Source organism: Mycobacterium sp. NS-7484, assembly GCF_001953975.1.
Lineage (GTDB): Bacteria > Actinomycetota > Actinomycetes > Mycobacteriales > Mycobacteriaceae > Mycobacterium.
In genome coordinates this window covers 1-24229 of sequence record NZ_MBEJ01000035.1, presented here as the reverse complement: position 1 = coordinate 24229, position 24229 = coordinate 1, and the positions used below count along the sequence as shown (strand labels likewise).

Annotated in this window: 23 protein-coding genes and 3 tRNA genes; 12 read left to right on the top strand and 14 right to left on the bottom strand. The window is 63.9% G+C overall.

Features of this window, described 5'->3' with window-relative positions; all coding sequences use genetic code 11:
* Positions 1-12 precede the first annotated feature (12 nt).
* The 3 genes from A5733_RS08205 (at position 13) to A5733_RS08195 (ending at position 1063) form a co-directional block, all read left to right on the top strand.
* Positions 13-86: transfer RNA gene (locus A5733_RS08205), tRNA-Ile, on the top strand.
* Positions 87-240: 154 nt separating this feature from the next.
* Positions 241-313: transfer RNA gene (locus A5733_RS08200), tRNA-Ala, on the top strand.
* 240 nt (positions 314-553) lie between these two features.
* Complete coding sequence (locus tag A5733_RS08195; protein WP_082957663.1) at positions 554-1063, top strand: hypothetical protein; 510 nt, start codon at positions 554-556, stop codon at positions 1061-1063.
* Between the two features lie 9 nt (positions 1064-1072).
* On the opposite strand, the gene cwsA is transcribed toward A5733_RS08195, so the two are convergent.
* Positions 1073-1465 carry a cell wall synthesis protein CwsA gene (cwsA, locus tag A5733_RS08190; RefSeq protein ID WP_076239773.1) on the bottom strand — a complete coding sequence of 131 codons (393 nt, stop codon included), beginning with the start codon at positions 1463-1465 and terminating at the stop codon, positions 1073-1075.
* Positions 1466-1584: 119 nt separating this feature from the next.
* Between cwsA and A5733_RS08185 the strand changes: the two genes are divergently transcribed.
* Complete coding sequence (locus A5733_RS08185; RefSeq protein ID WP_067769148.1) at positions 1585-2112, top strand: peptidylprolyl isomerase; 528 nt, start codon at positions 1585-1587, stop codon at positions 2110-2112.
* An 87-nt stretch (positions 2113-2199) separates the two neighbouring features.
* Here the strand turns inward: A5733_RS08185 and A5733_RS08180 are convergent, their stop codons facing one another.
* Together A5733_RS08180 and crgA are read right to left on the bottom strand one after the other, a co-directional pair.
* The gene (locus A5733_RS08180; RefSeq protein WP_076239772.1) at positions 2200-2616 is read right to left on the bottom strand and encodes a PH domain-containing protein; all 417 of its coding nucleotides are present in this window, start codon (positions 2614-2616) and stop codon (positions 2200-2202) included.
* A gap of 155 nt (positions 2617-2771) precedes the next feature.
* Positions 2772-3056 carry a cell division protein CrgA gene (gene crgA / locus A5733_RS08175; RefSeq protein ID WP_067769152.1) on the bottom strand — a complete coding sequence of 95 codons (285 nt, stop codon included), beginning with the start codon at positions 3054-3056 and terminating at the stop codon, positions 2772-2774.
* A gap of 93 nt (positions 3057-3149) precedes the next feature.
* Between crgA and A5733_RS08170 the strand changes: the two genes are divergently transcribed.
* Together A5733_RS08170 and A5733_RS08165 are read left to right on the top strand one after the other, a co-directional pair.
* Positions 3150-3899, top strand: coding sequence for a DUF881 domain-containing protein (locus tag A5733_RS08170; RefSeq protein WP_076239771.1), 750 nt, complete (start codon positions 3150-3152; stop codon positions 3897-3899).
* 30 nt (positions 3900-3929) lie between these two features.
* Complete coding sequence (locus A5733_RS08165) at positions 3930-4604, top strand: aminodeoxychorismate/anthranilate synthase component II (RefSeq protein ID WP_076239770.1); 675 nt, start codon at positions 3930-3932, stop codon at positions 4602-4604.
* Here A5733_RS08165 and pknB read toward each other — a convergent pair.
* The 7 genes from pknB to A5733_RS08130 form a co-directional block, all read right to left on the bottom strand.
* Complete coding sequence (pknB, locus tag A5733_RS08160; RefSeq protein ID WP_067769158.1) at positions 4582-6453, bottom strand: Stk1 family PASTA domain-containing Ser/Thr kinase; 1872 nt, start codon at positions 6451-6453, stop codon at positions 4582-4584. The two genes, A5733_RS08165 and pknB, sit on opposite strands and share 23 nt — an antisense overlap.
* On the bottom strand, positions 6450-7727 hold the full coding sequence (locus A5733_RS08155) for a protein kinase (RefSeq protein ID WP_067769160.1): 1278 nt from the start codon (positions 7725-7727) through the stop codon (positions 6450-6452). Before A5733_RS08155 ends, pknB begins: the two co-directional genes overlap by 4 nt.
* A 73-nt stretch (positions 7728-7800) precedes the next feature.
* Complete coding sequence (gene pbpA, locus A5733_RS08150) at positions 7801-9276, bottom strand: D,D-transpeptidase PbpA (protein WP_076239769.1); 1476 nt, start codon at positions 9274-9276, stop codon at positions 7801-7803.
* Positions 9273-10688 carry an FtsW/RodA/SpoVE family cell cycle protein gene (locus tag A5733_RS08145; RefSeq protein WP_076239768.1) on the bottom strand — a complete coding sequence of 472 codons (1416 nt, stop codon included), beginning with the start codon at positions 10686-10688 and terminating at the stop codon, positions 9273-9275. The genes pbpA and A5733_RS08145 overlap by 4 nt, the downstream gene beginning before the upstream one ends.
* Entirely contained in the window at positions 10685-12208 is a 1524-nt protein-coding gene (locus tag A5733_RS08140; RefSeq protein ID WP_076239767.1) for a PP2C family serine/threonine-protein phosphatase, read from the bottom strand. Before A5733_RS08140 ends, A5733_RS08145 begins: the two co-directional genes overlap by 4 nt.
* 28 nt (positions 12209-12236) lie before the next feature.
* Positions 12237-12704, bottom strand: a complete 468-nt coding sequence (locus A5733_RS08135; protein ID WP_067769168.1) for an FHA domain-containing protein — start codon at positions 12702-12704, stop codon at positions 12237-12239.
* 132 nt (positions 12705-12836) lie between these two features.
* Positions 12837-14297 carry a DUF3662 and FHA domain-containing protein gene (locus A5733_RS08130; protein ID WP_076239766.1) on the bottom strand — a complete coding sequence of 487 codons (1461 nt, stop codon included), beginning with the start codon at positions 14295-14297 and terminating at the stop codon, positions 12837-12839.
* A 274-nt stretch (positions 14298-14571) separates the two neighbouring features.
* On the opposite strand from A5733_RS08130, the gene A5733_RS08125 reads away from it, so the two are divergent.
* The 3 genes from A5733_RS08125 to A5733_RS08115 all read left to right on the top strand — a co-directional run bounded on the left by A5733_RS08125 (position 14572) and on the right by A5733_RS08115 (position 16299).
* Positions 14572-14654 (top strand) — tRNA-Leu (locus A5733_RS08125).
* 494 nt (positions 14655-15148) lie between these two features.
* Positions 15149-16015, top strand: a complete 867-nt coding sequence (locus A5733_RS08120; protein WP_076239765.1) for an ATP-binding protein — start codon at positions 15149-15151, stop codon at positions 16013-16015.
* Complete coding sequence (locus tag A5733_RS08115; protein WP_076239764.1) at positions 16012-16299, top strand: hypothetical protein; 288 nt, start codon at positions 16012-16014, stop codon at positions 16297-16299. Before A5733_RS08120 ends, A5733_RS08115 begins: the two co-directional genes overlap by 4 nt.
* On the opposite strand, the gene A5733_RS08110 is transcribed toward A5733_RS08115, so the two are convergent.
* Positions 16284-16733, bottom strand: coding sequence for a hypothetical protein (locus A5733_RS08110; protein ID WP_142253862.1), 450 nt, complete (start codon positions 16731-16733; stop codon positions 16284-16286). The two genes, A5733_RS08115 and A5733_RS08110, sit on opposite strands and share 16 nt — an antisense overlap.
* A gap of 290 nt (positions 16734-17023) precedes the next feature.
* Here A5733_RS08110 and A5733_RS08105 point away from each other — a divergent pair, with 290 nt between their 5' ends.
* The gene (locus tag A5733_RS08105; protein WP_076239762.1) at positions 17024-18526 is read left to right on the top strand and encodes an AAA family ATPase; all 1503 of its coding nucleotides are present in this window, start codon (positions 17024-17026) and stop codon (positions 18524-18526) included.
* A 52-nt stretch (positions 18527-18578) separates the two neighbouring features.
* Complete coding sequence (locus A5733_RS26980; RefSeq protein WP_142253861.1) at positions 18579-19364, top strand: HNH endonuclease; 786 nt, start codon at positions 18579-18581, stop codon at positions 19362-19364.
* Between the two features lie 35 nt (positions 19365-19399).
* Here A5733_RS26980 and A5733_RS27860 read toward each other — a convergent pair whose 3' ends face one another.
* Complete coding sequence (locus A5733_RS27860; protein ID WP_233152650.1) at positions 19400-19615, bottom strand: hypothetical protein; 216 nt, start codon at positions 19613-19615, stop codon at positions 19400-19402.
* Positions 19616-19750: 135 nt separating this feature from the next.
* Positions 19751-20671, bottom strand: coding sequence for a serine protease (locus A5733_RS08095; RefSeq protein WP_083666046.1), 921 nt, complete (start codon positions 20669-20671; stop codon positions 19751-19753).
* A gap of 235 nt (positions 20672-20906) precedes the next feature.
* Here A5733_RS08095 and A5733_RS26970 point away from each other — a divergent pair, with 235 nt between their 5' ends.
* Positions 20907-22076, top strand: coding sequence for a DUF11 domain-containing protein (locus A5733_RS26970; protein WP_142253860.1), 1170 nt, complete (start codon positions 20907-20909; stop codon positions 22074-22076).
* Between the two features lie 168 nt (positions 22077-22244).
* Here the strand turns inward: A5733_RS26970 and A5733_RS26965 are convergent, their stop codons facing one another.
* The gene (locus A5733_RS26965; RefSeq protein WP_076239759.1) at positions 22245-23867 is read right to left on the bottom strand and encodes a serine/threonine-protein kinase; all 1623 of its coding nucleotides are present in this window, start codon (positions 23865-23867) and stop codon (positions 22245-22247) included.
* Positions 23868-24229 lie beyond the last annotated feature (362 nt).

The following is a 24229-nucleotide window of genomic DNA, read 5'->3' as shown; positions in this document are numbered from 1 at the left end:
ATCCCAATTTTCGGGCCTATAGCTCAGGCGGTTAGAGCGCTTCGCTGATAACGAAGAGGTCGGAGGTTCGAGTCCTCCTAGGCCCACGACACCCGGTGTAACCGGTGATCACCGAGAGGTTGCGCCCATGCGGTTTCTTCTTCTGGCCGGCGTCGCAGCCGTCGCGGTGATCGTCTGGCGATCACGACACGGTGAAGAGGTTTGGCACGAGGCGGATCCCAAACCGCCCCTGCCGAATACGGGGCCTTAGCTCAGTTGGTAGAGCGCTGCCTTTGCAAGGCAGATGTCAGGAGTTCGAATCTCCTAGGCTCCACAAAGTTTCTCAGCGGTTCCGGTTTTCCCGCCGGGGCCGCTTTTTCGTCTGCGGCACGTAGTGCGCAACGGCCCCGAGAGCCTGCCTGACCGGTAAGCTTCCGCTGTCAGCCAGCGGGGGGAAGTGAGAACTTTGGTGATACGTGCATGTGTCGTGGGCATTGCTGTTCTGGCAGTTGCCGGTTGCGGATCGGAAAGCGAAAGCGCTCCGGAGGCGACGTCGAGTTCGGCAGTTGCGTCAGTGGCGCCGGTCAGTGCCGAACAACAGATCCGCGACTTGGTGGCCCAGGAAGGAAAGGCGCTGTCCGGGTTCGATTTCAACCGGTTGGCCGAGCTGACCTGTGTGCAATACCGCGAGGCGGTACGCAATCAAGTGGACACGCTGTTTCCGCCGATCAGCGCGGCCGGCGCGCCCGGGGAATTGGCCGGCGCACCCGTCGACCTGCTGACGAGTGGGTTCAAACGGCAGCACCCCACGGCATCGGACGCCACCATCAATCAACTGGTCGACGCGTTGATCCGATACGACGAGCCGGCGTACAAGGCGGCCAACCTGGAGATTCTTCGGCAGACGTCGAAGGCGTCGATCGACAAGGTGGAGAACATCAAGGTCACCGGCGACAAGGCGACCGCCGACCTCACCACGACATGGGTGTTCGGCGAGAACCCACCGGCGACCGCCACGCAGCCCAACGCATTCGTCAAGGAAAACGGTCGCTGGCTGGATTGCCAGCCACCGACCCCGCAGTGACCCGCCCGGTCAGGGCTTGGGGGTGACCTCGACGCTGGGCGGCAACGATGAGGGCTCGGGCCGCTTGGAGCGCCGCACGAGCGAGAAGGCCACTGCTCCACCGGCCAGCACTGCGGCGGCGACGCCGGCGATCACCAGGGGACGGCGACGACGCTTGGGTGGCGCGGCGGCTTCCTGGATCACCTCCGGCAGCGCGGCCACGGCCTCCGCCGCGGCGGCGAGTTGACGACGCAGCTTGCCGGATTCATAGCGCTTACGTAGCCCGGCCGCAGCGGCGGACACGGTGTTGGCGCTGATGCCCGCCACACCGCGGGTGACATCGACCGGCCCGAGCGTGCTGTATTTCAAGCCGCGGGCCAGCCGCTGATGGGGGGCCAACCGGATATCCACGTTCGCGCTCATCGGGCACCTTTCTGGGCTCATGTCGGGGCTGGGTTCCAGACTGCCATCTCCGGCGGGTGTGGTGGGCGTTGGCGGGGTATCTGACGGTCGCGCGGATCGGGATGGCAGACTGACCTCTTGTGACGAGCCCCATTCAGACCGCGACGGCGACACTGCACACCAACCGCGGCGACATCAAGATCGCACTGTTCGGAAACCACGCTCCCAAGACCGTGGCCAACTTCGTCGGTTTGGCACAGGGCACCAAGGACTACAGCACCGAGAACGCCTCGGGTGGCACGTCAGGTCCGTTCTACGACGGCGCGGTCTTCCACCGGGTGATCGACGGCTTCATGATTCAGGGTGGCGACCCGACCGGCACCGGCCGCGGCGGGCCCGGCTACAAGTTCGAGGACGAGTTCCATCCCGAGCTGGTGTTCGACAAGCCCTACCTGCTGGCCATGGCCAACGCCGGACCGGGCACCAACGGTTCGCAGTTCTTCATCACCGTCGGCCAGACCCCGCACCTGAACCGGCGCCACACGATCTTCGGCGAGGTCGTGGACCCGGAGTCGCAGAAAGTGGTCGACGCGATCGCGTCCACCGCCACCGACCGGTCCGACCGGCCGACCGAGCCGGTGGTCATCGAATCGGTGACCGTGGCATAACGCGGCCGCCTCCCGCACGTACAAACGCGCGACGCCCCCGGGTCAGCCGGGGGCGTCGCGTGTTGTGTGGAGCTTTTTACGACACCTCTACGGGGACGCGAAACCGGCCTCGGTGAGCGCGTCGAGCACGTGAATGGGATCGGTCCCGAGATCCCATCGAGTCAGGACCACGAGCCGGTCGTCGACCGTGTCGATCTCCAACAGTCGGACCTTGCGGCCGATGCGGCGGAACTCGGTGATGCGGATCTTCCGGATGTCATCGCGGTGATAGTTCCGGTCGCGCCACCAACCGCCGACGCTGAGACTGTCTTGATTGATTGCCAGTTTCGGTCGTGCCCGCCACGACATGGTTGCGAAGGTGAGCAATCCCACCCCAGCTATGCCGGCAAGAACACGTCCGGGCGGATCTGTGATCACGGTCACAGCTGCGATAGCCATCGCCAACCCGGCTATGCCGCAACCTGCGACTCCAGCGGCCGGTGGGCTCCAATGAGTTTGCTGCACCGGTTGTTCACACCCTCTTACCGCGCCTAATGGAGTTATCCACAGGTGCTATCCCCAATGGGGATGAATCACAACGATGTGATTGAGCATCGTCGACGTTGCTGGCTCGGTAACGCTGAAAACGTAAGATGAATTCATTAGGGTGCCGTTTCGGATCAGCGCCAGCGCATGGTGAGCAACAACCCGCTGATCATGAAGGCAAACGCAATCGCGTAGTTCCACGGACCCAAGTCAGCCATCCATTGCAGAAGCGAAGGCGTATCGACCGGGTTGGTAGCGGCCAGCTGGAACACCAGCAGCCACAGCAGGCCGAACAGCATGAGGCCGATGAACAGCGCGACAAACCACACACTCGACGGTCCGGCTTTCACCTTGACCGGGGTCCGGCTCACCGGCTTGATGGTGAAATCGTTCTTTTTGCGGACTTTGGACTTGGGCATGGGTACCTTCGCGACTGTCGGCGTCACACGGTGCGACGATGAGGCAGGATGCCTCACGAGCCTAACGTAGCTGCACGTCGAGGAGAGACAGCGATGGACCAACCTGATCGGTCCCGGTGGCGCTACGGCGTGCCGGTGGTCTGCCTGTTCGCCGGCCTGCTGCTGGCGGCCACGCACGGCGTCTCCGGTGGCGATGAGATCCGGCGCAGCGATTCTCCCCGGCTCGTCGACCTGGTCCGTGAGGCCCAACAGTCGGTCGACCGGTTGACCGCCCAGCGCGATGCGCTGTCTACCGAGATCGAGAGCCATCACGGCGGATCCCCCAGCTCGCACGCGGCACTCACAGCGATCACCAAACGGTCTGCGGAGTTGGCCGTCGACGCCGGGGTGGTGCCGATGCGCGGGCCAGGTCTGGTGGTCACCCTCAACGATGCCCAACGCGACGCCGAGGGGCGCTTCCCCCGCGACGCCGCCCCCGACGATCTGGTGGTGCACCAGCAGGACATCCAGGCGGTCCTCAACGCGCTGTGGAGTGCCGGCGCCGAGGGCATTCAAATGCAGGATCAGCGCATCATCGCCACCTCGGCCCCACGCTGCGTGGGCAACACCCTGCTGCTCAACGGCCGCACGTACAGCCCGCCGTACGTCATCACCGCGATCGGGGACGTCCCGGCCATGCAGGCCGCGCTGGCCGGTGCGCCGCTGGTGAATCTCTACAAGCAGTACGTGATGCGGTTCGGGCTCGGATATCTGGAAGAACCCCGGGCCGAGGTCGAGCTCGCCGGGCATACCGAGCCGCTGCGGATGCGGTATGCGAAACCCGCGGGACCTGTCGGGTATTAAGCCGCTTGTTTGAGCCGGTAACCTGGGCCGATGCAGGTTCTGGTCGTCGACAACTATGACAGCTTCGTGTTCAACCTGGTCCAGTACCTGGGCCAGCTCGGGGTGGACGTACACGTCTGGCGTAACGACGACCCACGGTTGGCCACCGAAGCCGACCTGGCCACGGTGGCCGCCGAATTCGACGGCGTGCTGCTGAGCCCCGGACCGGGCACCCCCGAACGCGCCGGCGCCACGATTCCCCTGGTTCGAGCCTGCGCCGCGGCCGCCACTCCCCTACTCGGGGTCTGCCTCGGTCACCAGGCCATCGGCGTCGCGTTCGGCGCCACCGTCGACCGAGCCCCAGAGTTGTTGCACGGCAAGACCAGCGTCGTACACCACGACGACGTCGGTGTGCTCAAGGGACTGCCGGATCCGTTCACCGCGACCCGCTACCACTCGCTGACGATCCTGCCCGACACGGTGCCGGCCGAGCTCGAGGTCATCGGGCAGACCGACAGCGGTGTGATCATGGCGGTGCGCCACACCCAGCTGCCGATCCACGGGGTGCAGTTCCACCCGGAGTCGATCCTCACCGAGGGCGGTCACCGGATGCTGGCCAACTGGCTGGGCGTCTGCGGTGCCGCCCCGGCTGAACAGCTGGTGGCATCCCTGGAGGCCGAGGTGGCTCGCGCCGTAGCGGCGGCTACGACGCGAAGCTCAGCGTGATCCGTGCGTCGCGGTTCACCCCGGTGCCCGGTGCCGGGCTCTGGGTGACCACGGCGTTCGTGCGCTGACCGCTGTCGCGCACGTCCGGGCCCTTGTCCAGCACCCCGGTCCAACCCAGCGCGGTCAGGCGCGGGTAGACGTCGTCCCAGAACTGGCCCACCAGGTTGGGCATCACGAACTGGTTGCCCTTGGAGACATGGATCTGGATCGGGGTGTCCTTGGGCACCGACGTCCCGGCGGTCGGCTCGGTGTCGACGACCTGTCCGGCGGGTGCGGTGTGGTCGATATCGATGACGACGGTGTTGGTGAAGCCCGACGCGGTCAGGATCTGCTTGCACACGTCGACGCTCTGGCCCTTGCAGTCGGGCACCGCGGTGTCTTCCGGACCCGAACCCACCACGAGCGTCACCTCGTAGATGACACCGGCGGTCTGGTTGGCCGGCGGGTTGGTGGCCAGCACGCGGCCCTTCTGCTCCGGTGTCGAGGGGCTCGCCGACTCCTTGACCTTCTCGAAGCCGGCGTCCTTGAGCTTCTGCCGGGCCTGTGACGGGGTCAGGCCGGCGACATCCGGGATCACCCGCTGCTCGGGCCCCGCGGAGACATTGACGGTGATCTCGTCACCGGCCGCCGCCATGCTGTTGGCCGACGGCTCGGTGCCGATCACGTACTCCGGCGGCACCTTGTTGTCCGTCTTCGGCTCGGTGCGCGTTTTGAAGCCACGGTTCTGCAGCGCGGCGATGGCATCCGCCGAACGCTGACCGCTGACATCGGGCACCTGCACGTCGCGCGGCGCGCCGTCGAACATGTTGATCGCGACGGTCACCACCACGGTCAGCACCGCCAGCACCGCCACCGCGATGAGCCAGCGGGCCACCGAGGCATTGCGGTCCGCCGGACGCGGCACCACGAGGTTCTGGGTGGGGGCGCCACCGGGGTGGGCCAGCATCGGCCCCGAGTTCAGCATCGAGGTCCGCTCGGACTCGGTGAGCACCTTGGGCGCCTCGGGGGCCTCACCGCTGTGCACGCGGATCAGGTCGGTGCGCATCTCGGCCGCGGTCTGGTAGCGGTTGTCCGGGTTCTTGGCCAGGGCCTTGAGCACCACGGCGTCGAGTTCGGGTGAGATGCCGGTATGCCGATGCGACGGCGGGATCGGATCCTCACGGACATGTTGGTAGGCCACCGCAACCGGCGAATCACCGATGAAAGGTGGTTCACCGGTGAGGATTTCGTAGAGAACGCAGCCCAGCGAGTAGACGTCGGAACGCGCGTCGACGGTCTCGCCGCGGGCCTGCTCGGGTGAGAGGTACTGGGCGGTGCCGATCACCGCGGCGGTCTGCGTGACGCTGTTGCCGGTGTCGGCCAGGGCGCGGGCGATACCGAAGTCCATCACCTTCACAGCGTTGTTCTTGCTGATCATGATGTTGGCCGGCTTGACGTCACGGTGCACGATGCCGTGCTGGTGGCTGAAGTTCAGGGCCTGGCAGGCGTCGGCGATGATCTCGATGGCGCGCTTGGGCGGGATCGGGCCCTCGCTGTGCACGATGTCGCGCAGCGTCACACCGTCGACGTACTCCATGACGATGTAGGGCAGCGGCCCGTTCGGCGTCTCGGCCTCACCGGTGTCGTACACCGCCACGATCGCGGGATGGTTGAGCGCCGCGGCGTTCTGCGCCTCCCGGCGGAACCTCAGGTAAAAGCTGGGGTCGCGGGCCAGATCGGCGCGCAGCACCTTGACGGCGACATCGCGGTGCAATCGCGTATCGCGCGCGATATGGACTTCGGACATGCCGCCGAAGCCGAGGATTTCACCGAGTTCATATCGGTCGGAGAGGTGCTGAGGCGTCGTCATCGCAGTATCTGTTCTGGTGCCTTGGGGACACCCTGGGCGAGCGCCCCGGCGTCGCTGGGCATGATCACGTGAAAGGCCAGATCCGGCAGCGCTGCCGGGGTCTGGTAGGGCGTCGTCTCGGTCACGGTGTCGGTGACCGTGGGCGGCGGCGACTGTTGTTGATCCTTGCGGTCCTGCGCGTTGAGCACGATCAGGATGGCAATGACGATCGCCAGCGCGCCGAGCACGCCGGCGGCCCACAGCAGGGCCCGCTGCCCCGACGAGAACGTGCGCCGCGGCGGTGGCGCCGGGCGGTGGGCGGCGGTGGTCGGCCGGGCCCGGGTGGCCGTCATCGGTGTCCGGCCGGTCAGATCGGCCGCGGCGCGGGCCTGGGCGGCCGAGGGCACGGCGGCCGGAGCCGCCCGTCCCAGCGTCGGGGCCTGGTTGGGTCGGGGCGGTCGACGGCCCGAGCGCACCGCGGCGACCGCGTCGGCGAACGGACCACCGGACTTGTACCGCATCCCGGGGTTCTTCACCAGGGTGATCTCGATCAGCTCACGCACATTGGGCGGCAGATCGGCCGGCAGCGGCGGCGGGGTCTCCTTGATGTGCTTCATCGCCACGGTCAGCGCACCGTCACCGGTGAACGGCCGCTTGCCCGAAACCGATTCGTAGCCAACGACTCCCAGCGAGTACACATCGCTGGCCGCGGTGGCGTCATGGCCCAGGGCCTGTTCGGGGGCGATGTACTGCGCCGTGCCCATCACCATGCCGGTCTGGGTGACCGGCGCGGCGTCGACGGCCTTGGCGATACCGAAGTCGGTGAGCTTCACCTGACCGGTCGGGGTGATCAGGATGTTGCCGGGCTTGACGTCGCGGTGCACCAGGCCCGCGGTGTGGGCCACCTGCAGGGCGCGGCCGGTCTGCTCGAGCATGTCCAGGGCATGACGCAACGACAGCCGGCCGGTGCGTTTGAGCACGGAGTTCAGCGGCTCGCCGTTGATCAGCTCCATGACCAGGTAGGCGGTGCGGCCCTCGCCGTCCAGCTCGGTCTCGCCGTAGTCGTACACGCTGGCGATGCCGGGGTGGTTGAGCATGGCCACCGTGCGGGCCTCGGCGCGGAACCGCTCGACGAACTCGGCGTCGGTGGAGAACTCGGCCTTGAGCACCTTGACCGCGACGCGGCGGCCCAGCCGTGAGTCGACGGCCTCCCACACCTGACCCATACCGCCGGTGGCGATCAGCCGCTGCAGCCGGTACCGCCCGGACAGCGTGACTCCAACGCGGGGGCTCATGGCTCGACTCCCAGTCGCTCCGGTCCTCGCTCGTCCCTCGCTGCGATCCTCACTCCGGGTCGCCTTCGCGGACTCATGAACCCTCCCGCAGCGCCGCCGCAATCGTGGCGCGTCCGATCGGGGCGGCGAGTGCGCCGCCGGTGGCCGACAACCGGTCCCCACCGTCCTCGATCAACACCGAGACCGCGACCTTGGGGTCGGAGGCCGGTGCGAATGCGATGTACCAGGCATGCGGCGGAGTGTTACGGGGGTCCGTCCCGTGCTCTGCCGTACCGGTCTTCGAAGCGATCTGCACGCCGGCGATGGCTCCCTTCTGCTGAGTCACCTGCTCGGCGGCGACCATCAAGTCCGTAAGTGTAGCCGCGACCTGGGGTGACACCGCCCGGCGCGCTTGGGCGGGCGCAGTGGTGGCGATTGTGGTCAGGTCGGGCCCTTTGAGGCTATCCACAAGATACGGGCGCATCGCGATGCCGTCATTGGCGATGGTCGCGGCGACCTGCGCGTTCTGCAACGGAGTCAGGGCCACGTCGCGCTGCCCGATGCTGGACATGCCGAGTGCGGCGCCGTCGGCGATGGGACCCGTCGTGGACTCGGCCACCTGCAACGGAATCGGTGCCGGCGGTTCGTCCAGACCGAACGCCTGAGCGGTGGCCTTGAGCTTGTCGGCACCGGTGTTCAATCCCAGCTCGACGAACGCGGTGTTGCACGATCTGGCGAACGCCTCACGCAACGTGGCGGTGGGCCCGCCGCCGCAGGATGAGCCACCGAAGTTCTCCAGCGTCGCGGTGCTGTCCGGCAGCGGAATCCGCGGCGCCGCGGTGAGCTGCGTGTCGGGGGTGGCCCCGGACTGCAGCGCCGCCGCGGTGGTGATCACCTTGAACGTCGAGCCCGGTGGGTAGGTCTCCGAGATCGCCCGGTTCAGCAGGGGCGACTGGTCGTCGTCGCGCAACTGCTGCCAGGCCTGACTTTGGGCGGCCAGGTCGTGGGTGGCCAGCAGGTTGGGGTCATATGACGGAGCCGACGCCATGGCCAGGATCTTGCCGGTCGAGGGCTCAAGCGCCACCACCGAGCCCTTGCAGGGGCCGTCACAGCCTTTCTGCAGCGCATCCCACGCGGCCTGCTGCACCTGCGGCTTGATCGTGGTGTCGACATTGCCGCCGCGAGGGTCGCGGCCGGTGAAGAAATCGGCCAGGCGCCGGCCGAACAGCCGCTCGTCGGAGCCGTTGAGAATGGAGTCCTCGGCCCGCTCCAGTCCCGTGCTGGAGTAACCGAGCGAGTAGAACCCGGTCACCGGGGCGTACACCTCGGGATTGGGATAGACGCGCAGGAAGCGGAATCGGCCGTCGGTGGCCACCGAGTAGGCCAGCAACTGGCCGCCCGCGGTGATCTGGCCACGTTGACGCGAGTACTCGTCGAGCAGCACCCGCTGGTTGCGTGGGTCGGCCCGCAACCCGTCGGCGGTGAACACCTGGGTGATCGTGGCATTGGCCAGCAGCAGCACGATCAGCACCATGATCGTGACTGCCACCCTGCGCAGCGAGGTGTTCATACCTTCTCGATCACCTCGGTGCTGGCCGCGGCGATCGGGGTGGGGTTAGGTGCCGGGGTGGTGGTGATCGGCCGACGGGCCGCATGGGAGATGCGTACCAGGATGGCCAGCAGGATGTAGTTGGCCAGCAGTGAGGATCCGCCGTAGGACATCCACGGTGTCGTCAACCCGGTCAGCGGGATCAGCTTGGTGACACCGCCGACGACGATGAACAGCTGGATGGCCAGGGTGGCCGCCAGCCCGGCGGCCAGCAGCTTGCCGAAGCTGTCGCGAACGGCGATCGCGGTGCGCATGCCGCGGATGATGAAGATCGTGTAGAGCATGAGAACGCCTGCGAGCCCGACCAATCCGAGTTCCTCGCCGATCGCGGCGATGATGAAGTCGGTGGCTGCAGCGGGCACCGTCCCGGGCTGGCCGTTGCCGAGGCCGGTGCCGAAGATGCCGCCGGTGGCGAAACTGAACAGCGACTGCACCATCTGGTAGCCGGCGCCCTCAGGGTCGGCGAACGGATCGAGCCACGTTTCCACCCGCACCCGGACATGACCGAAAACCTGGTATGCCACAACGCTTCCGGCCGCAAACAGGGCCAGCCCGATGACCACCCAGCTGAGCCGCTCGGTTGCCACGTAGACCAGAACCAGAAACGACGCGTACAGCAGAAGTGAGGTGCCCAAATCCTTTTCGAACACCATCACGCCCACCGAGGCCGCCCACGCCAGCAGCAGCGGAGCCAGGTCCCGGGGCCGAGGCAGATCCAGGCCGAGGAAGTGCTTTCCGGCGCTGGTGAACAGATCCCGCTTGGCCACCAACACCGCGGCGAAGAAGATGAGCAGCAGGATCTTGGAGAATTCGGCGGGCTGAATCGAGAAGCCGGGGAACTGGATCCAGATCTTGGCGCCGTACTGTTCGGAGTACCTCGCCGGCAGCAGGGCCGGAATGACAAGCAGCACAAGGCCGGCCAGCGCGCAGATGTATCCATAGCGGGCCAGCATGCGATGGTCGGCCAGCACCGCCACCACGATCGAGAACCCGATGACGCCGACCAGGGTCCACATCATCTGCTGGTTGGCCGTGCCGCCCAACTCATCTGAGGTCAGCTGGCCCTTGGCCAGGTCCAGTCGGTGGATCATCACCAACCCGAGTCCGTTGAGCACGGCCACCACGGGCAGCAGCAGCGGGTCGGCGTACGGTGCGAAGCGTCGGATCGCCAGATGCGCCGCGCCCATCAGGGCCGCGAAAACGACGACGTAGCGAGCCAGATCCCAGCTCAGGCCCTGTTCCTGGTTGGCCTCGACGATCAGTAGCGCGACGGTGGTGATCAGGGTCGCGAACCCCAGAAGCAGCAGTTCCGCGTTGCGCCGATTGGGTAGCGGCGGCATGACGGTAACCGGCGACTGGGGTTGAGTTGTCATGACACCGCTCGGCAGTTCGTCCCCGGTTCTGGTGGTGGGGGAGGCAGTGCGGTGACTGTGGGCGGCGGCGAGGGCGACGGCAGCGGAGCGCCCGACGTCGGAGCCGGGGCGCCGGGCGTGGGCGACGGCGGCGCGGACGTTTCGGGGGCCGGTGACTCGGCGCCGGGGGCCGACCCCGGCGCGGCCGTGGTGGTCGGACTCGGGCTCGGCGACGGCGTCGGTGACGGTTTGGACGTCGTGGTGGCGGTACGTGGGGCGCAGACGGGCAGCACGGAACTGCGGGCCAGTGAGCTGATCTGTTCGAACGCGTCGTCCAGGGAACCGCCGGGCAGGCCGGCCACGACCTGAGCGCGTTCGGAGGGACGCATGTCATCCACCGCCATCAACCGGCAGTCACGGCGGTTCTGGTCTTCGTCGGCGCCGATCAACGACAGTTCGTTGCGGTCGTTGAGGCAACCCAGGCGGTAGGGCTCCTGGAGCGAGACCCCCAGAAACGAGCCCTGCACACCGCGCATGATCGACACCGTGCCGTCATGTGCGGCGACGTAATAGTTGTTGCGGATGATCTCCCGGCCGATCGCCAACCCGGCCAGGATCACCAGCACGAGGAGCACGACGGCGATGAGGATCCGGCGCCGCGAGCGTGGCCTGCGGTCGGGCTCGGCCGGTTGCGGAACCACACGCTTTGGTTCGTTGCGCCGGGGATTGAAGGCCGAGGCCCGTCCGGCGGCCGTGTCCGGCGGAGCGCTCTGATCGTCATTCCCCGACACCGCGCCGGCCAGGATCGGTTGGGTCTGCCCGTAGTCGTAGTCGACGACGTCGGCGACCACCACCGTGACGTTGTCCGGGCCCCCGCCGCGCAGTGCCAACTCGATCAGCCGGTCGGCGCTCTCGGCGACGTCCTCGATCTGCAGGGCCTCGTGGATGGTCTCCTGGCTGACCGGATCGGACAGACCGTCCGAACACAGCAGGTAACGGTCGCCGGCCTTGGCCTCGCGCATGATCAGGGTCGGCTCGACCTCATGGCCGGTCAGCGCCCGCATGATCAGTGAGCGCTGCGGATGGCTGTGGGCCTCCTCGGCGGTGATCCGGCCTTCGTCGACCAACGTCTGGACGAACGTGTCGTCCTTCGTGATCTGGGTCAGTTCACCGTCGCGGAGCAGGTAGCCCCGGGAATCACCGATGTGGACCAGGCCCAGCCGGTTGCCGGCGAACAGGATCGCGGTGAGCGTCGTGCCCATCCCGTCGAGTTCCGGATCGGCTTCTACATGCGCCGCGATGGCGGAGTTGCCCTGACCGACGGCGGCATCGAGCTTGCTGAGCAGGTCCCCACCGGGTTCGTCGTCGTCGAGATGCGCGAGCGCTGCGATGACCAACTGTGAGGCCACCTCGCCTGCGGCATGGCCACCCATGCCGTCGGCCAAGGCCAGGAGTCGAGCCCCGGCGTACACCGAGTCCTCGTTGTTGGCGCGAACCAGCCCGCGATCACTGCGCGCGGCATATCGGAGTACGAGGGTCATAGTGCTCCTCGCGCTCCTCGCGTGCGCGTCACGGGCGCAACTCGATTACCGTCTTGCCGATTCGAACCGGCGTTCCGATGGAAACCCTTACCGCTGTTGTCACCTTCGCCCTGTCAAGGTATGTGCCGTTGGTCGATCCTAGGTCCTCGACGTACCACTCCGATCCTCGTGGCGAGAGCCGGGCGTGGCGCGTCGACGCGTAATCATCGGTGAGCACCAAAGTGGAGTCGTCGGCACGGCCGATCAGCACCGGCTGTGTGCCCAGGGTGATGCGGGTGCCGGCCAGTGCGCCTTCGGTGACCACCAATTGCCGCGCGATATGGCGTCGGTCCCGATTCGGCAGCAAGGAACCGCGAAGGGCCAGACCCCGGCGCACCATCACCGCACCGGTCGGCGCGTAGATATCGGTTCGCAGGATACGCAGCACCGACCAGATGAACAGCCACAGCAGCAGGAGGAAACCGACACGCGTCAGTTGCAGCACTAACCCCTGCATCTGACGTCCTCTCCGTATCCGCCCCACTGGTACTGCTCAGCTACCGTCGGCAACGTCACGATACTTGGACGGCGATAGCCGTGAGGGCGAAGCGGGGTGCTTGCCACTCCGGTGTGTCCGGTTCTCAGACGCTCAGTGCACGCGCACGATGATCTCGGAATGGCCCAGCCGGATCACGTCGCCGTCGGCCAGCTGCCACTCCTGCACAGGTGCGTTGTTCACCGTGGTGCCGTTGGTGGAGTTGAGGTCGGACAGCAACGCGACCTGCCCGTCCCACCGAATCTCCAAGTGGCGGCGCGACACCCCGGTGTCGGGCAGCCGGAACTGGGCGTCCTGACCGCGGCCGATCACGTTGGCGCCTTCGCGCAGCTGGTAGGTGCGGCCACTGCCGTCGTCGAGCTGAAGGGTGACGGTGGCGCCGCCGGCGGCATAGTCGCCACCGCCGTACCCGCCGCCGTAACCGCCCTGCCCGGCCGGTGCGCCGTAGTCACCGCCGCCGCCGTATCCGGCCGGCTCGCCGTATCCCGGCTCGGCGCCGTAACCCTGGTCGGGGTAACCGCCCTGCTGCGGTTCGGCGTAGCCGCGCCCGTAGTCCTGCTGCGGCTGGCCGTACTCCTGACGTCCGTAGCCCTGGCCGCCGCCGTAGCCGCCGCCCTGCTCCGGGTAGCCGCCCTGCTCGGGGTAGCCACCGCCCTGGCGGGGATCCTGGCGTCCGTAGTCGTAATCCGGGGCGCCGGCGCCGTAGCCGGGTTGACCGCCCGGCCCCGGCTGGCCGTAGCCGCCGCCGGGCTGTCCGCCGTAGCCACGGTCATAGCCGCCCTGCTGGCCGCCGTAACCGGCCGGCGGACGCTGCTGCTCGTAGGACTGCGGAGGCGCGCCGTAGCCGCCCTGGTCCGGGTAACCACCTTGATCGGGGTAGCCGCCCTGGTCCGGGTAACCACCCTGGTCGGGATAGCCGCCGCGCTCGGGGTAACCGCCACGCTGCGGCGGGTAGCCGCCCTGGTCCTGCGGGGGGTAGCCGCCGCCCTGATCGGGTGGGTACTGGCCGCCGCCGCGCGGATCGTCCTGGGGGTGCCCGTACCGGTCGTCGTAGTAGTCGTCGCCGGGGCGCCCCTGTCCCTGGCCGCCGCGGTAATTCGGGTTATCGGTCATAGGTGGTTCTCCTGATTCTGCGGTGAACGCATGGTCGCCGTGGGCTCGCGCGGATTCGCCAGCGGTCGAATCGGGGTTGACCGCGCCACGGGCGCGGAACTGTCCGGTGTGCAAATTCGGTGATTGTTCGAATCTGACGACCACATCACCATACGTTTGCCATCCCTGGTCACGGATGAATCCCCCCAGATGTTTGGCGAACGTGGTCGCGGTCAGGTCAGTATCGGCGCTCACCTTTTGATAGTCAGTGCCACTGAGCGTAATTACGTAGTCGTTCGGGGCCAAAACTTGTCCACCGGCCACCGTACGGGCTCGGGACTCGGCTTCCCGGCACAACGCCGTCTCTACTTCCTGGGGCACGATCGAGCCGCCGAAGACCCGGGCGAACGCATCACCGACAGTCGACTCGAGTTTGCGTTCGATGCGGTCGACAAGACCCATGTCACCGCCCGCCTTTACTCGTTGTCGTTCGTCGTCTCGGCACGGTCGCCCGTGCTCCCGCGTGTCGCTCTGGCCACACTGCTCACAAGCATGGTATCGGCCAGGTACCCAAATGCGGGACCAACAGAACTCTGAGAATCAGATCGACGCTGGTCAGTGACCTGATCTAGATGAGGTTAAGGATTTTCTGGGGATTCCACGGACCTCCGATCGGGGCTCTGATCGCACGGTTTGGGAACCACGCGCCCGCAGTGTTACGCTGCCTCGGTCATTCGGGCGAGTGGCGGAATGGCAGACGCGCTGGCTTCAGGTGCCAGTGTCCTTCGGGACGTGGGGGTTCAAGTCCCCCTTCGCCCACAGAGAGCGGTTCAGATGGACTGCAGGCACAAAGGTCACGAACTCATTTGGGTTCGTGACCTTTGTTTTTGTTCACTTTGCGGTGGTGTCGTGGATCGACATCACGGTTCCGGAGGTTCGTTGCCCCCGGAGATGGCCTTGCTCGGTGGCACCAGGGCGTGAGCGATTGTGGTGCTAACCGTGAGGCGCTTTCCGTCGGTCGTCAGTGGCATACGGAAGTTGCGGTGTGCGAACGCAAAGGATGTCGACGTGGTCTCCAACCCGTCACTAAAGAAGATTCGGCGCTGAGCAGGGGCACGTGCGCGCTGGAGATCCATGTTCGGCACCGCGGCGGCGAGTTCGCTCAGACACCGCGGTACCTAACGAACCTCTGCCAGAGGTAGTAGAGAGATATCCAGAGGTAGTACAGAGATATTAGGTGGGGACGCCTGTTCCCCGAGGCTGCTCGGACGCTTGACGGTCGGCATGTGCGTAGCTGGTCGGGCCATGGTGTCATGATCGACCGCGTGAATCTCAGTGCGCCAGCTGGCGGTAACCATCTGCGGTCGCTGACGGCGGCGACGCTGAGCAACTGGAGTTCGGGTACACCTGAGGACGCTGACGCGATTCTGATCGACTTGACGCATGCTCGATTCATCGACCCGATGGGCCTTGCGGCTATCGCGGCTGTTGCCGAGGACGCTGCGTCTAGGGGTCTGAGGGTCGAATTCGTGGCGCCGCAGGATCAAAGCGTTCGGCGCTACGTCGCGCGGATGCACCTCGGAGAGTGTCTTGCGCAGTTCTGCGGTCGAGTTGAGCTTCCTCGCGTGAATGAATGGGATGCGAGCAGTCGTTTGTCGGAATTGCAGCGGTTCGATGTGGACAGCGGCGACGACCTCGCCGAAAGTGTGTTTCGTGCTCTTCAGGCGGCGGGCAGAAGTCAGCATGACGCGGCTTCCTTTTTCAGGGGCGTGTCCGAGGTTGTCAGTAACGTGATCGAACACAGCGGCGTGGATGGCGGATGGGCGGCAATGCAGGTGATGCCGAACAACCAGGGGCTGATCACCTTCGCGATCGCCGATGCCGGTTACGGACTGGAAAGGACATTAAGTAGGCATAACCAGGTAGATGGCCCGGTCGACGCGATGAAGAAGGCGTTCAAACGCACCATTTCTGGGACGGGTGTCCACGGTCGTGGAGCTGGGTTGGACGACCTGCTCCAGCGCGTGAAGCGGCACCGGGGCCATCTACGTGCCTGGAGCGGCGCTGCGACGGGCCGTAGTGCAGGCGGCGCGCTTACGTGTAATGGAGCAGATGCTGCTTTCCCGGGAACTGTGATCTACGCTGGGCTTAGGCCCGAGCCGAGGGAGGTGTCGACGTGACGGTTTCACTCGAAGCGCCGGCGCTCGCCGGGTCACGTCCGCGCGCTCAGCAGCTCTTGGCAAACCTGCCCCCCAATTTGTCGGGCAGTGTGGTGCAGTTGCATTGCGAGCTGTTGATTGCCGCCGCAGCCTCGTTCGCCGACGAAATCGTGCGCGAGCTTCTGGTTCTTCGTGATGCAAAGCTATTGGTGATCACCGGGGCGTCGGATCAGGAATTCATCGAGTATCTGCGTGAGCGAGCCAGCGTGCACGGTGTCGCGGATAGGCTTCAGGTCCTTTCGTAGCCACGCAGCTTCTCTGAGAGGGCGACATGCTCGTCATTGAGTTCGTGGAGTGTCGGCACCTTCCGGTCGGCGTCTAGCGGATCACGAGGTTGCCCGTACATGAGGTAGAACTCGGTCAGTCGGTCCCGGTATCTGGTTGCGGCGGCACGCAGCGAGGGAATGTGCAGCATTTCTACCGCTTGGTTGTATGCCCGCAACGACCCTTGGAGGGGCAGCAGGGTCTTGGGGTCATCTGGGGCCGATGCTGAAGTGGTCACGTACTCGGCGTAGGCCTTGTCTAACAGAGTGATTGCGGCGAGAACTCGGTCCACGCAACGTTTTCGGCGGTCCGACTCTCTGGTTTTGCGTGCCGCTAGCTGGGCGCTGAATGCACCGATCAGTGCGCCGACGAGACCGACTCCCCCGGAAACGAGCGCCGTTGCAATGTCGGCCATCTCGGCATCGTAGCGGGCTGACGAGCACTCCTCGGATTCCCCGCGCATCGGAGACGATCGATGTCGACAAATCAACGCGCGCTGCGTGTTCCAGAACAGCATCGGGCGGACGATTCAATGAGCTTGGCGTCGCCTCGCGTGACTGCGTTGTGCCAGCATCGCCGCGCAACCACCGGGCCTGTCGACGCCATCCGTACCGTTGAAACCGCGGCGACCGCGGGATTTCTCATGGCCCATGGCAGAGTGGTCGGCATCGATTTGGTATCCGAACGGTGTGGTCAGGGCAGGGCATGAAGTTTCAGACGATGCGAGCGCGGACACGTCCGCCCTGGGGTGCCCGCGACGGCGCATACTTGGAGGCCAACGGCTGGAACGATTACGGCTATTACACACTTTGGACATTGTATTTCGTGCGTAATGGCGAGACAATCCAGATCGGTACGGTAAAGATCGCCGACTTCGACGACAACGCACGGCCGCCGGTACCGAAGCAATTCGATGATCTGCCGGACCAGTTCTTTTCCCTCGGCCAAGACGAGGATTACTATGAGAGCCTCAAAGCGCTTGGTCCCGACACACGCATCGAGGTGCTGCAAGGCCTGCGCGACATCGCCCTCGACTTAGATCTCTTCCGTCGGGTGCAGGATTTGGACGTCACACAGCAATCGCTCCTGCGCTCTGTCAAAGCTATTGCAGTGCAAACGCAATTTCATCGTATCGCGATGGGCGGGGTGAAGCTCTCGCCCTATTCTTTCTCATACGTGTCGTCTGATACCGACCGTGACGGTTGGCCGACACCGCCGGCCGTTTTCGAGTTTGATGTGACCCCTCATGCGAAGCCGCGTACGAACATCCATGTTCTGATAGGCAGAAATGGCGTGGGCAAATCGTTTATGCTCAATGATATCGCGACGGCTCTTACGCGCCCGGAGTATGCAGCGGGGAGAGTGGATTTCGAACAGCAGCAGGAGAGGCTGTTAACCAACCGGTTCGCCAATGTCGTGTCGGTCACTTACAGTGCGTTCGACAGCTTCGAACCACGAAACCAGTCGGATATCAACGATGCTATGGGCTATCAATATATCGGTCTCAAGCAACCGGATTCAGCCTATATTAAAGACCACCATGCCCTCGCCGACGAATTCGGCGACAGCTTGAACAGTGTGGTTGAAATCGGTCGCCTGGAACGCTGGCGACACTATCTCGAATTTCTAGCCAGCGACACATTGTTCGCAGAGATCCTGAACCAGATGGTAGGCATCGGTGAGGTCAATATCCGCGATAGAGCGGGAGCCATATTTCGCGAGCTCAGCTCTGGACACAAGATAGTTCTATTGATCCTGACGAGGTTGGTCGAGACTGTTGAGGAAGCATCACTGGTCCTCATCGATGAACCGGAATCGCATTTGCATCCCCCACTCCTGTCTGCGTTCATGAATGCTCTGTCAGAGCTGCTGGAGGACCGTAACGGTGTCGCCATCATCGCCACACACTCGCCGGTGGTCATACAAGAGGTACCGCGCCACTGTGTGTGGAAGCTGTTGGGTACCGGCGGCGTACTCAGTCGCCAGCGCCCTGTCGGCGAAACCTACGGAGAAAATGTCGGGACACTGACTCAGGAAATCTTCGGCCTTGAGGTCACTGCTGCGGGATTCCATCGCACACTCGATGAAGCGGTGGCCAGTGGCGGGGATTTCAACCAAATTCTGAGCGACTTCAACGGCAACTTGGGAGCGGAGGCGAAGGCACTTCTGCAGTCGATGGTCTACTTCTCACGACAGTCGGAGCGCTAGGGCAGTGCTAAGCGCTGTCCGACCGGGTGTCTCAGCCCGCGAAGTATTCAACGTGTGCTGTGAAGGAATCGGAGAAGACGCCCGACGAGAGCGGCTCGTCCTTCTTGCAGACAAGGTCCAGGGGGCGGCGGTCGATTACGCGGAAGCCGGCGTGGCGGGCCAAATTCACACCCTAGAGGCACGAGCTTATGAACCGCTGGCGCCTGCCACCCGTGAGGACTTCGGATGGCTCTATACGCAACGTCTGGTCGGTAGCGCACCTGGGCGTATCTACTATGACTTGCTGCGCGATGCCAACAGGGACGGCCGCTGTGTGCTCTGCAATGTGAAACAGGCATGGACGCTCGATCATCATTTGCCCAAAGCCGAACACCCCATTTTCGCGGTGACTCCAGACAATCTGCTGCCTGCCTGCAGAGATTGCAACAGCATCAAACTTGCGAGCACGACACCGACGCTCAACGCATACTTCGACGACCTGGGGCCTGGCCCGTGGTTGAAGGTCGAGATCATCCCGACCGTTCCGTGCATACCTAAGTTTTCACTTCACGTCCAAGACACCTGGACACCCGAACTGACGGCAAGGGCAATTGCACATTTCGATCAGTTCGGCCTGAGCCAGCTTTACACCTTCCAAGCCAACCGTCTGATGTCTGGAATCCATTCGAGATTGCGCGAGATATTCGACAACGAGGGCTCCACCGGAGTGCGATCTCATCTAGAGGGCGAGGCACGTTCCTGGCAGCTCGGTGAGCCGAATGCTTGGGAAGCGGCACTATACGCAGGTTTGGCAGCGTCTGATTGGTTCTGCTCGGGTGCCCTCTTCGGCGATGGGTGAACCTCGTATGAGGTGTTGCCTCGCGGACGAACACCTTACGGATGCATCGCGTAACCCAGGCCATAGACAACTTTCACCGTCTGGCTCAGCATTCGGACAACGCGGATGGCCGAAAGGGAGTACGACGTCAGTCCACCGATGGCCTGGGCACTTGCCGCGCGGACAAACGAGGCCTGCTGCACCGAGATGTGAAGCCAGCCACCGTCATGCTCACCCATACCGACGATGACGGTGAGCAACGTGCTGCTCACTGATCTCGGGATCGCCCGCGACGTCAACGGCGCCGTGGCACTGACCGCGACCAACATGACAGCCAGAAACGGTGGCTTCTTCGAACTAGTGGAGTAGGTCAGGGCACTCCCCCACGGCGAGACGGCGAGCAGGCATCAGCTCCCCGAAGGAGGTGGTTCTGCATACCAGCCGGGCTTACCCGACCTTGCACGTGCGCGGGCTTCCATGGCCATTCTGGTATTTGGGTGTGGGCGGGGCTCCCCGAGTTGCACCAGCAGATCGATCAGAGCGCTTGATCGCACGAAGTGTGAGATGACGCCGCCAGCCGGTCCTTGCCCTCGGATGTGCCCGGCATTGATACCGACGATCTTGCCAACTCCGATGCCTTGGGAGAACGCGAACACTGGAGAACCAGACATGCCGCCCCAACTGAACGAATGGCACAAGACCGCGTTGTTGAGAACGGCGTCGCCGAATGTGGCCGGATAGCGCGGGTCGCTGGCCACAATGCCGTTGACGATGATCGGCCGGTCGTCCTTGGTTGCCGACCGGCCGCCCCCTTCGGCGGCGATAACGCCTGGGTAGCCGGCGATGAATACTTGATCACCCGGAAGCAACCTGCGCAGCTCGGCATCCGAGGCGAGCCAGTTGATGTCGAAGAATGACGGATACCAGTCGCCCCGGGCCGACCATCGTTCGGGCTGAGTGAAATTCGAGTCTGCCGATGTTTCCGAAGGTAGAGGAACCCGTATGAGTGCCAGGTCGGTGTCGGGATCAGGATGGAAGAACACTTCGGGGTTCCGATGCGTGTACGTCCACGCCTCGGTTTCGCTGTTCTGGTTGTCTGGCTGGCGGTGGCCGGACAGTTCGACTCGGTCCAATGTGCCCGGAGGCTGTTCGTCAAGGATATGGCGATTGGTGACGAAATATCGGCCTGTCTTATCCGCCCAGAGGACGAACGCGGTGCCGTGGTGAGGCTGCAGGTCACGGCCGCTAGCGCGGTTATAAAAGTGGGCGGTGATGGCACCTGCGCAATACAGGTGGCGGCGATCCACAAGGTTCTGTACTAACGCCATCGCGGGCCCTCCCTCTGAACGCAGTTGGACCCAGACCGTATCCGAATTATCGACTTGAGAGACCCAAGTACGTCCACGCACGGCTCGGGGATAAGGTCGGAGAGCTGCCTATTGGTCTCGTTACGACTAAGCCTGCGGCCTTGCCCACTGGCGGTGTTCCGTTGCTGCCGGCAATTGCGACGCTGATGGTTCGGTATCGAACTCAGAAGAAGTGCCAGAACGTAGGATCCCGCGTATGGGCAGGTGGGGTGACTGGATCGATATTCACGTGACGCGCGCCCACAAAATCGTGGCGCTGATTGTGGGCCTGATCTCGCTTATCACCTCAGCCGTCGTGGGGATCACCGTCGCAGTTAGATGGATTGGGGACGAGGAGAAATCGGAGCCCGAGCCGTGGCAAGCACAGGTGTCTGACGCTGCCTCCCCAACCGGATGGTATCCAGCGCGGCCAACATACCGACACAATGTCGCGATAGAAGGAGCGGCGCTTAATTCGGTGTCTGACAACCCAAGTTACGGCGATGAACGCAATTTCACGCGCGTACGTGACGTTACGATTGGCACCGCTTGGACTGACGACGTAACCGTTGTGGCTGGGCACGAATACCAGGTAGCGATCTATTTTCACAATGACTCGACATCAAACTCATTGAAGTATGCGTATGCGAGGATGGATATACCCCCTGTCCTACACTCAGATGGACAGAGAGACGAGAACTCCGCTTTTGGGTACGTGGGTGCATCTAATGTGCAACCATCTGAACTCAAAGACGCAATCTATTTTGTCAATAAGACAGGTGGAGACGTAGAACTTCGTTATAGGCCGGGAACCGCCCGGATCGAGACAACGGGTGCTGTGAATAACACAGCACTGAGTATCGAGGCTCTATTGAGCGAGGATGGCGTCAAGCTTGGTCTGGATGCGCTTGACGGAAATTTGCCGCCGAAGGCAGATGGCAAAATACTATTGAGCCTGGTGGCCGACCAGCCGAATTTCTGGTTCGAGAACCGCCTGCGTCTGGCCGGTACTGAGGAATGGAAGAGGAAAGTAACGGCCCCCAATGGATCCAGGGTCCAGTTTGTCCTCAGCTACAAGAATACCGGGACGACTGTCCAGAAAAACGTTGTTTTCAAATTCGACTGGAATGAGAACCTGACCTATGTACTGGGTTCTACGACGCTTAGTGCCGGTGAGAAGGTCGAAAGCCCACTGGGGGATAATATTACGCAAGGTGGGTACAATATCGGAGATTATTACCCGGGCGCAGCCGCGTATTTGAGATTTGATGCAATAATAAATGGCACTGCCTGCCAGAAGGTGAAGACTTTGGGTGCAGCTGAGACCAACAATGGCTTCAGAAGAGGACTATCAACCATCACCATCGAAGGACCTAAGTGTAGCTGACTGCCGTTAGTCCCTTCGACAACCGTTTCGGCCGGGCCGACGTAGGTTCGAATTTTGTACCGATAACAGCGACCTATGTCCCCTTGGCTGCGAGGTCGGACACGCGTCCTAGCAACCTCGAATATCGTCATACGACGATAAGGGTCCCCGCAGCTACCATGACACGTTTCAAAACGGGTTGATTCCGTCAGTGCTAACCACGATGCCGTGACCTGTGAGGTTGTTGGTGAATCGTGTGCCGGTCGAAGACGGTTCGATCGTCCATCCCAGTGTGGTGTACGTGGTGCCGTAGGCGAGTGTCGTGAAGGAGGCTGTGGTGCCCATGTCGCCGCTAGCCCACTCCCATTGGCCGTTCGCGTGGATGCGGACACCGTTGGCAGGGGAGCCGTACATCAGCGGGGTGGCGACTTCCCAGTTCACTTGGCATCCGACGAATGCGGTCATGATCTGGCAGGCTGTCTTTCCTGAGCGGGTGATGACTCCGGCGGATCCGTTGCTGGTTGGAACGCTGACAATCTTCGGTGCTGGCGGTGCGGTTGGCGTCGTGTGCGGTGGCGGTGCGGGCACTGACGGCAGAGGAGTCGCGGCAGGCGCAAGCGGCAGGCGCGGGGTCGCATCGGGCGAGCTCGTCGGTGACGATCCAGCGGCCTGCCTGGGGCCAGCTGGTGATCCCATGATGCCGATTGTCACCGCTACCGCCACGGCGGCTACTGCGACGATCACCGCGCCCACTACGGCAAGGAGGAGAGACCTGGAAAGGCCTTCGGGCACAGTCGGATTCGTTGAGGTGGGGTTGGCTTTAGCGGATGTGTCTGTCGGGGCGGACGCGGTTGTCTTCGCCGGCGTGGTTGCCGATCTAGTGGGGGCGGCCGCCTCGCGGAGTACCCCCGCGACGGAGGCGTGCTGGGTGACAGCCGATGGCGAGGGCGCTTCGGTCGGCGTTGTGGGGGAGGGTTGCTCGATGGCGGTCACGGCAGCGCGCAGGGCTTGCGCGAACAGTGTGCAACTCGGGTACCGTTCGTCGGGGACCTTTGCTAGAGCTTGTTGCAGGACCGGGTCGAGGAATGCGAACTCTGCCCGCTGGTCAACCAGGCGCCCCGGTGTGGCGTTGAGATGCCTGCTGATCACGATTGTCGGATTGGAGTGCTCGAACACCGGATGTCCGGACAACAAGTGATAGGCCGTGGCGGCCAACGCGTACTGATCGGCGCGACCGTCAAGATCGTCACCCATAAGCTGTTCGGGGGCGGCATAACTGACCGTACCGATCGTCAATCCGGTCGCGGTCAGTCCATTCGTGGTGCCGATCTCACGTCCAATGCCGAAGTCGGCGAGCAGGATCCGCCGATCCCCGTCTGTGGTGAGCAGGATGTTGGCCGGTTTGACGTCGCGATGCAGCAACCCGCGATCATGCGCGAAGTCCAAGGCGACGGCGATCGCATCGACGATGTCGGCGACCTCGCTGACCGGTAACCCGCCGGGAGAGTCTGCGAGCAAGCGTGCGGCGTCGGTGCCCTCGACGTAATCCATCGACAACCAGAGTCGGTTGTCGCACTCACCACGATCGTGGACACCGACAATGTATGGATGCCACAGGGACGCCGAGAGGTCGGCTTCACGCCTAAAGCGTTCGATGAACTCGGAATCCTCCGACAGTTGCGATGAGAGCACCTTGATCGCATCTTGGCGTGACAACCGCGGGTGATCTGCCAGGTACACCTCGCCCATGCCGCCAGCGCCAAGCGCCCGAACTATCCGATACCCAGCGAACACCTCACCCGGTTTTAGCATGGTGGTCTGCCCGAATCCATGGCGACCACGGCTATGTTAGACACCGTTGCCTCCTGCAAGTTCACTGTGAGTCGGAAAACAGTATCCGACGCTGACGACAATTCGACCAGCAACGGCAGCCAGACGGTCATCGGTTGCTCTCATCGTCGGATTCCGCCGAAGATGCACGGGTTTGTTTGAAACCGGGCCGACCTGGCGTTGGCTCTGATCACTGTGTCCAAGAACTGCGGGTGTCATGAAGGCTCGACTGCGCCCAGCAATGTCTACGCACAGGAGACGTTCGGAACGGTGTCGGCTCCGGTCGAAAAGTGAGCAGGTAGTTCCGGTTGAAAAGTGAGCACCCTTCGATTGGAGAGTGATCA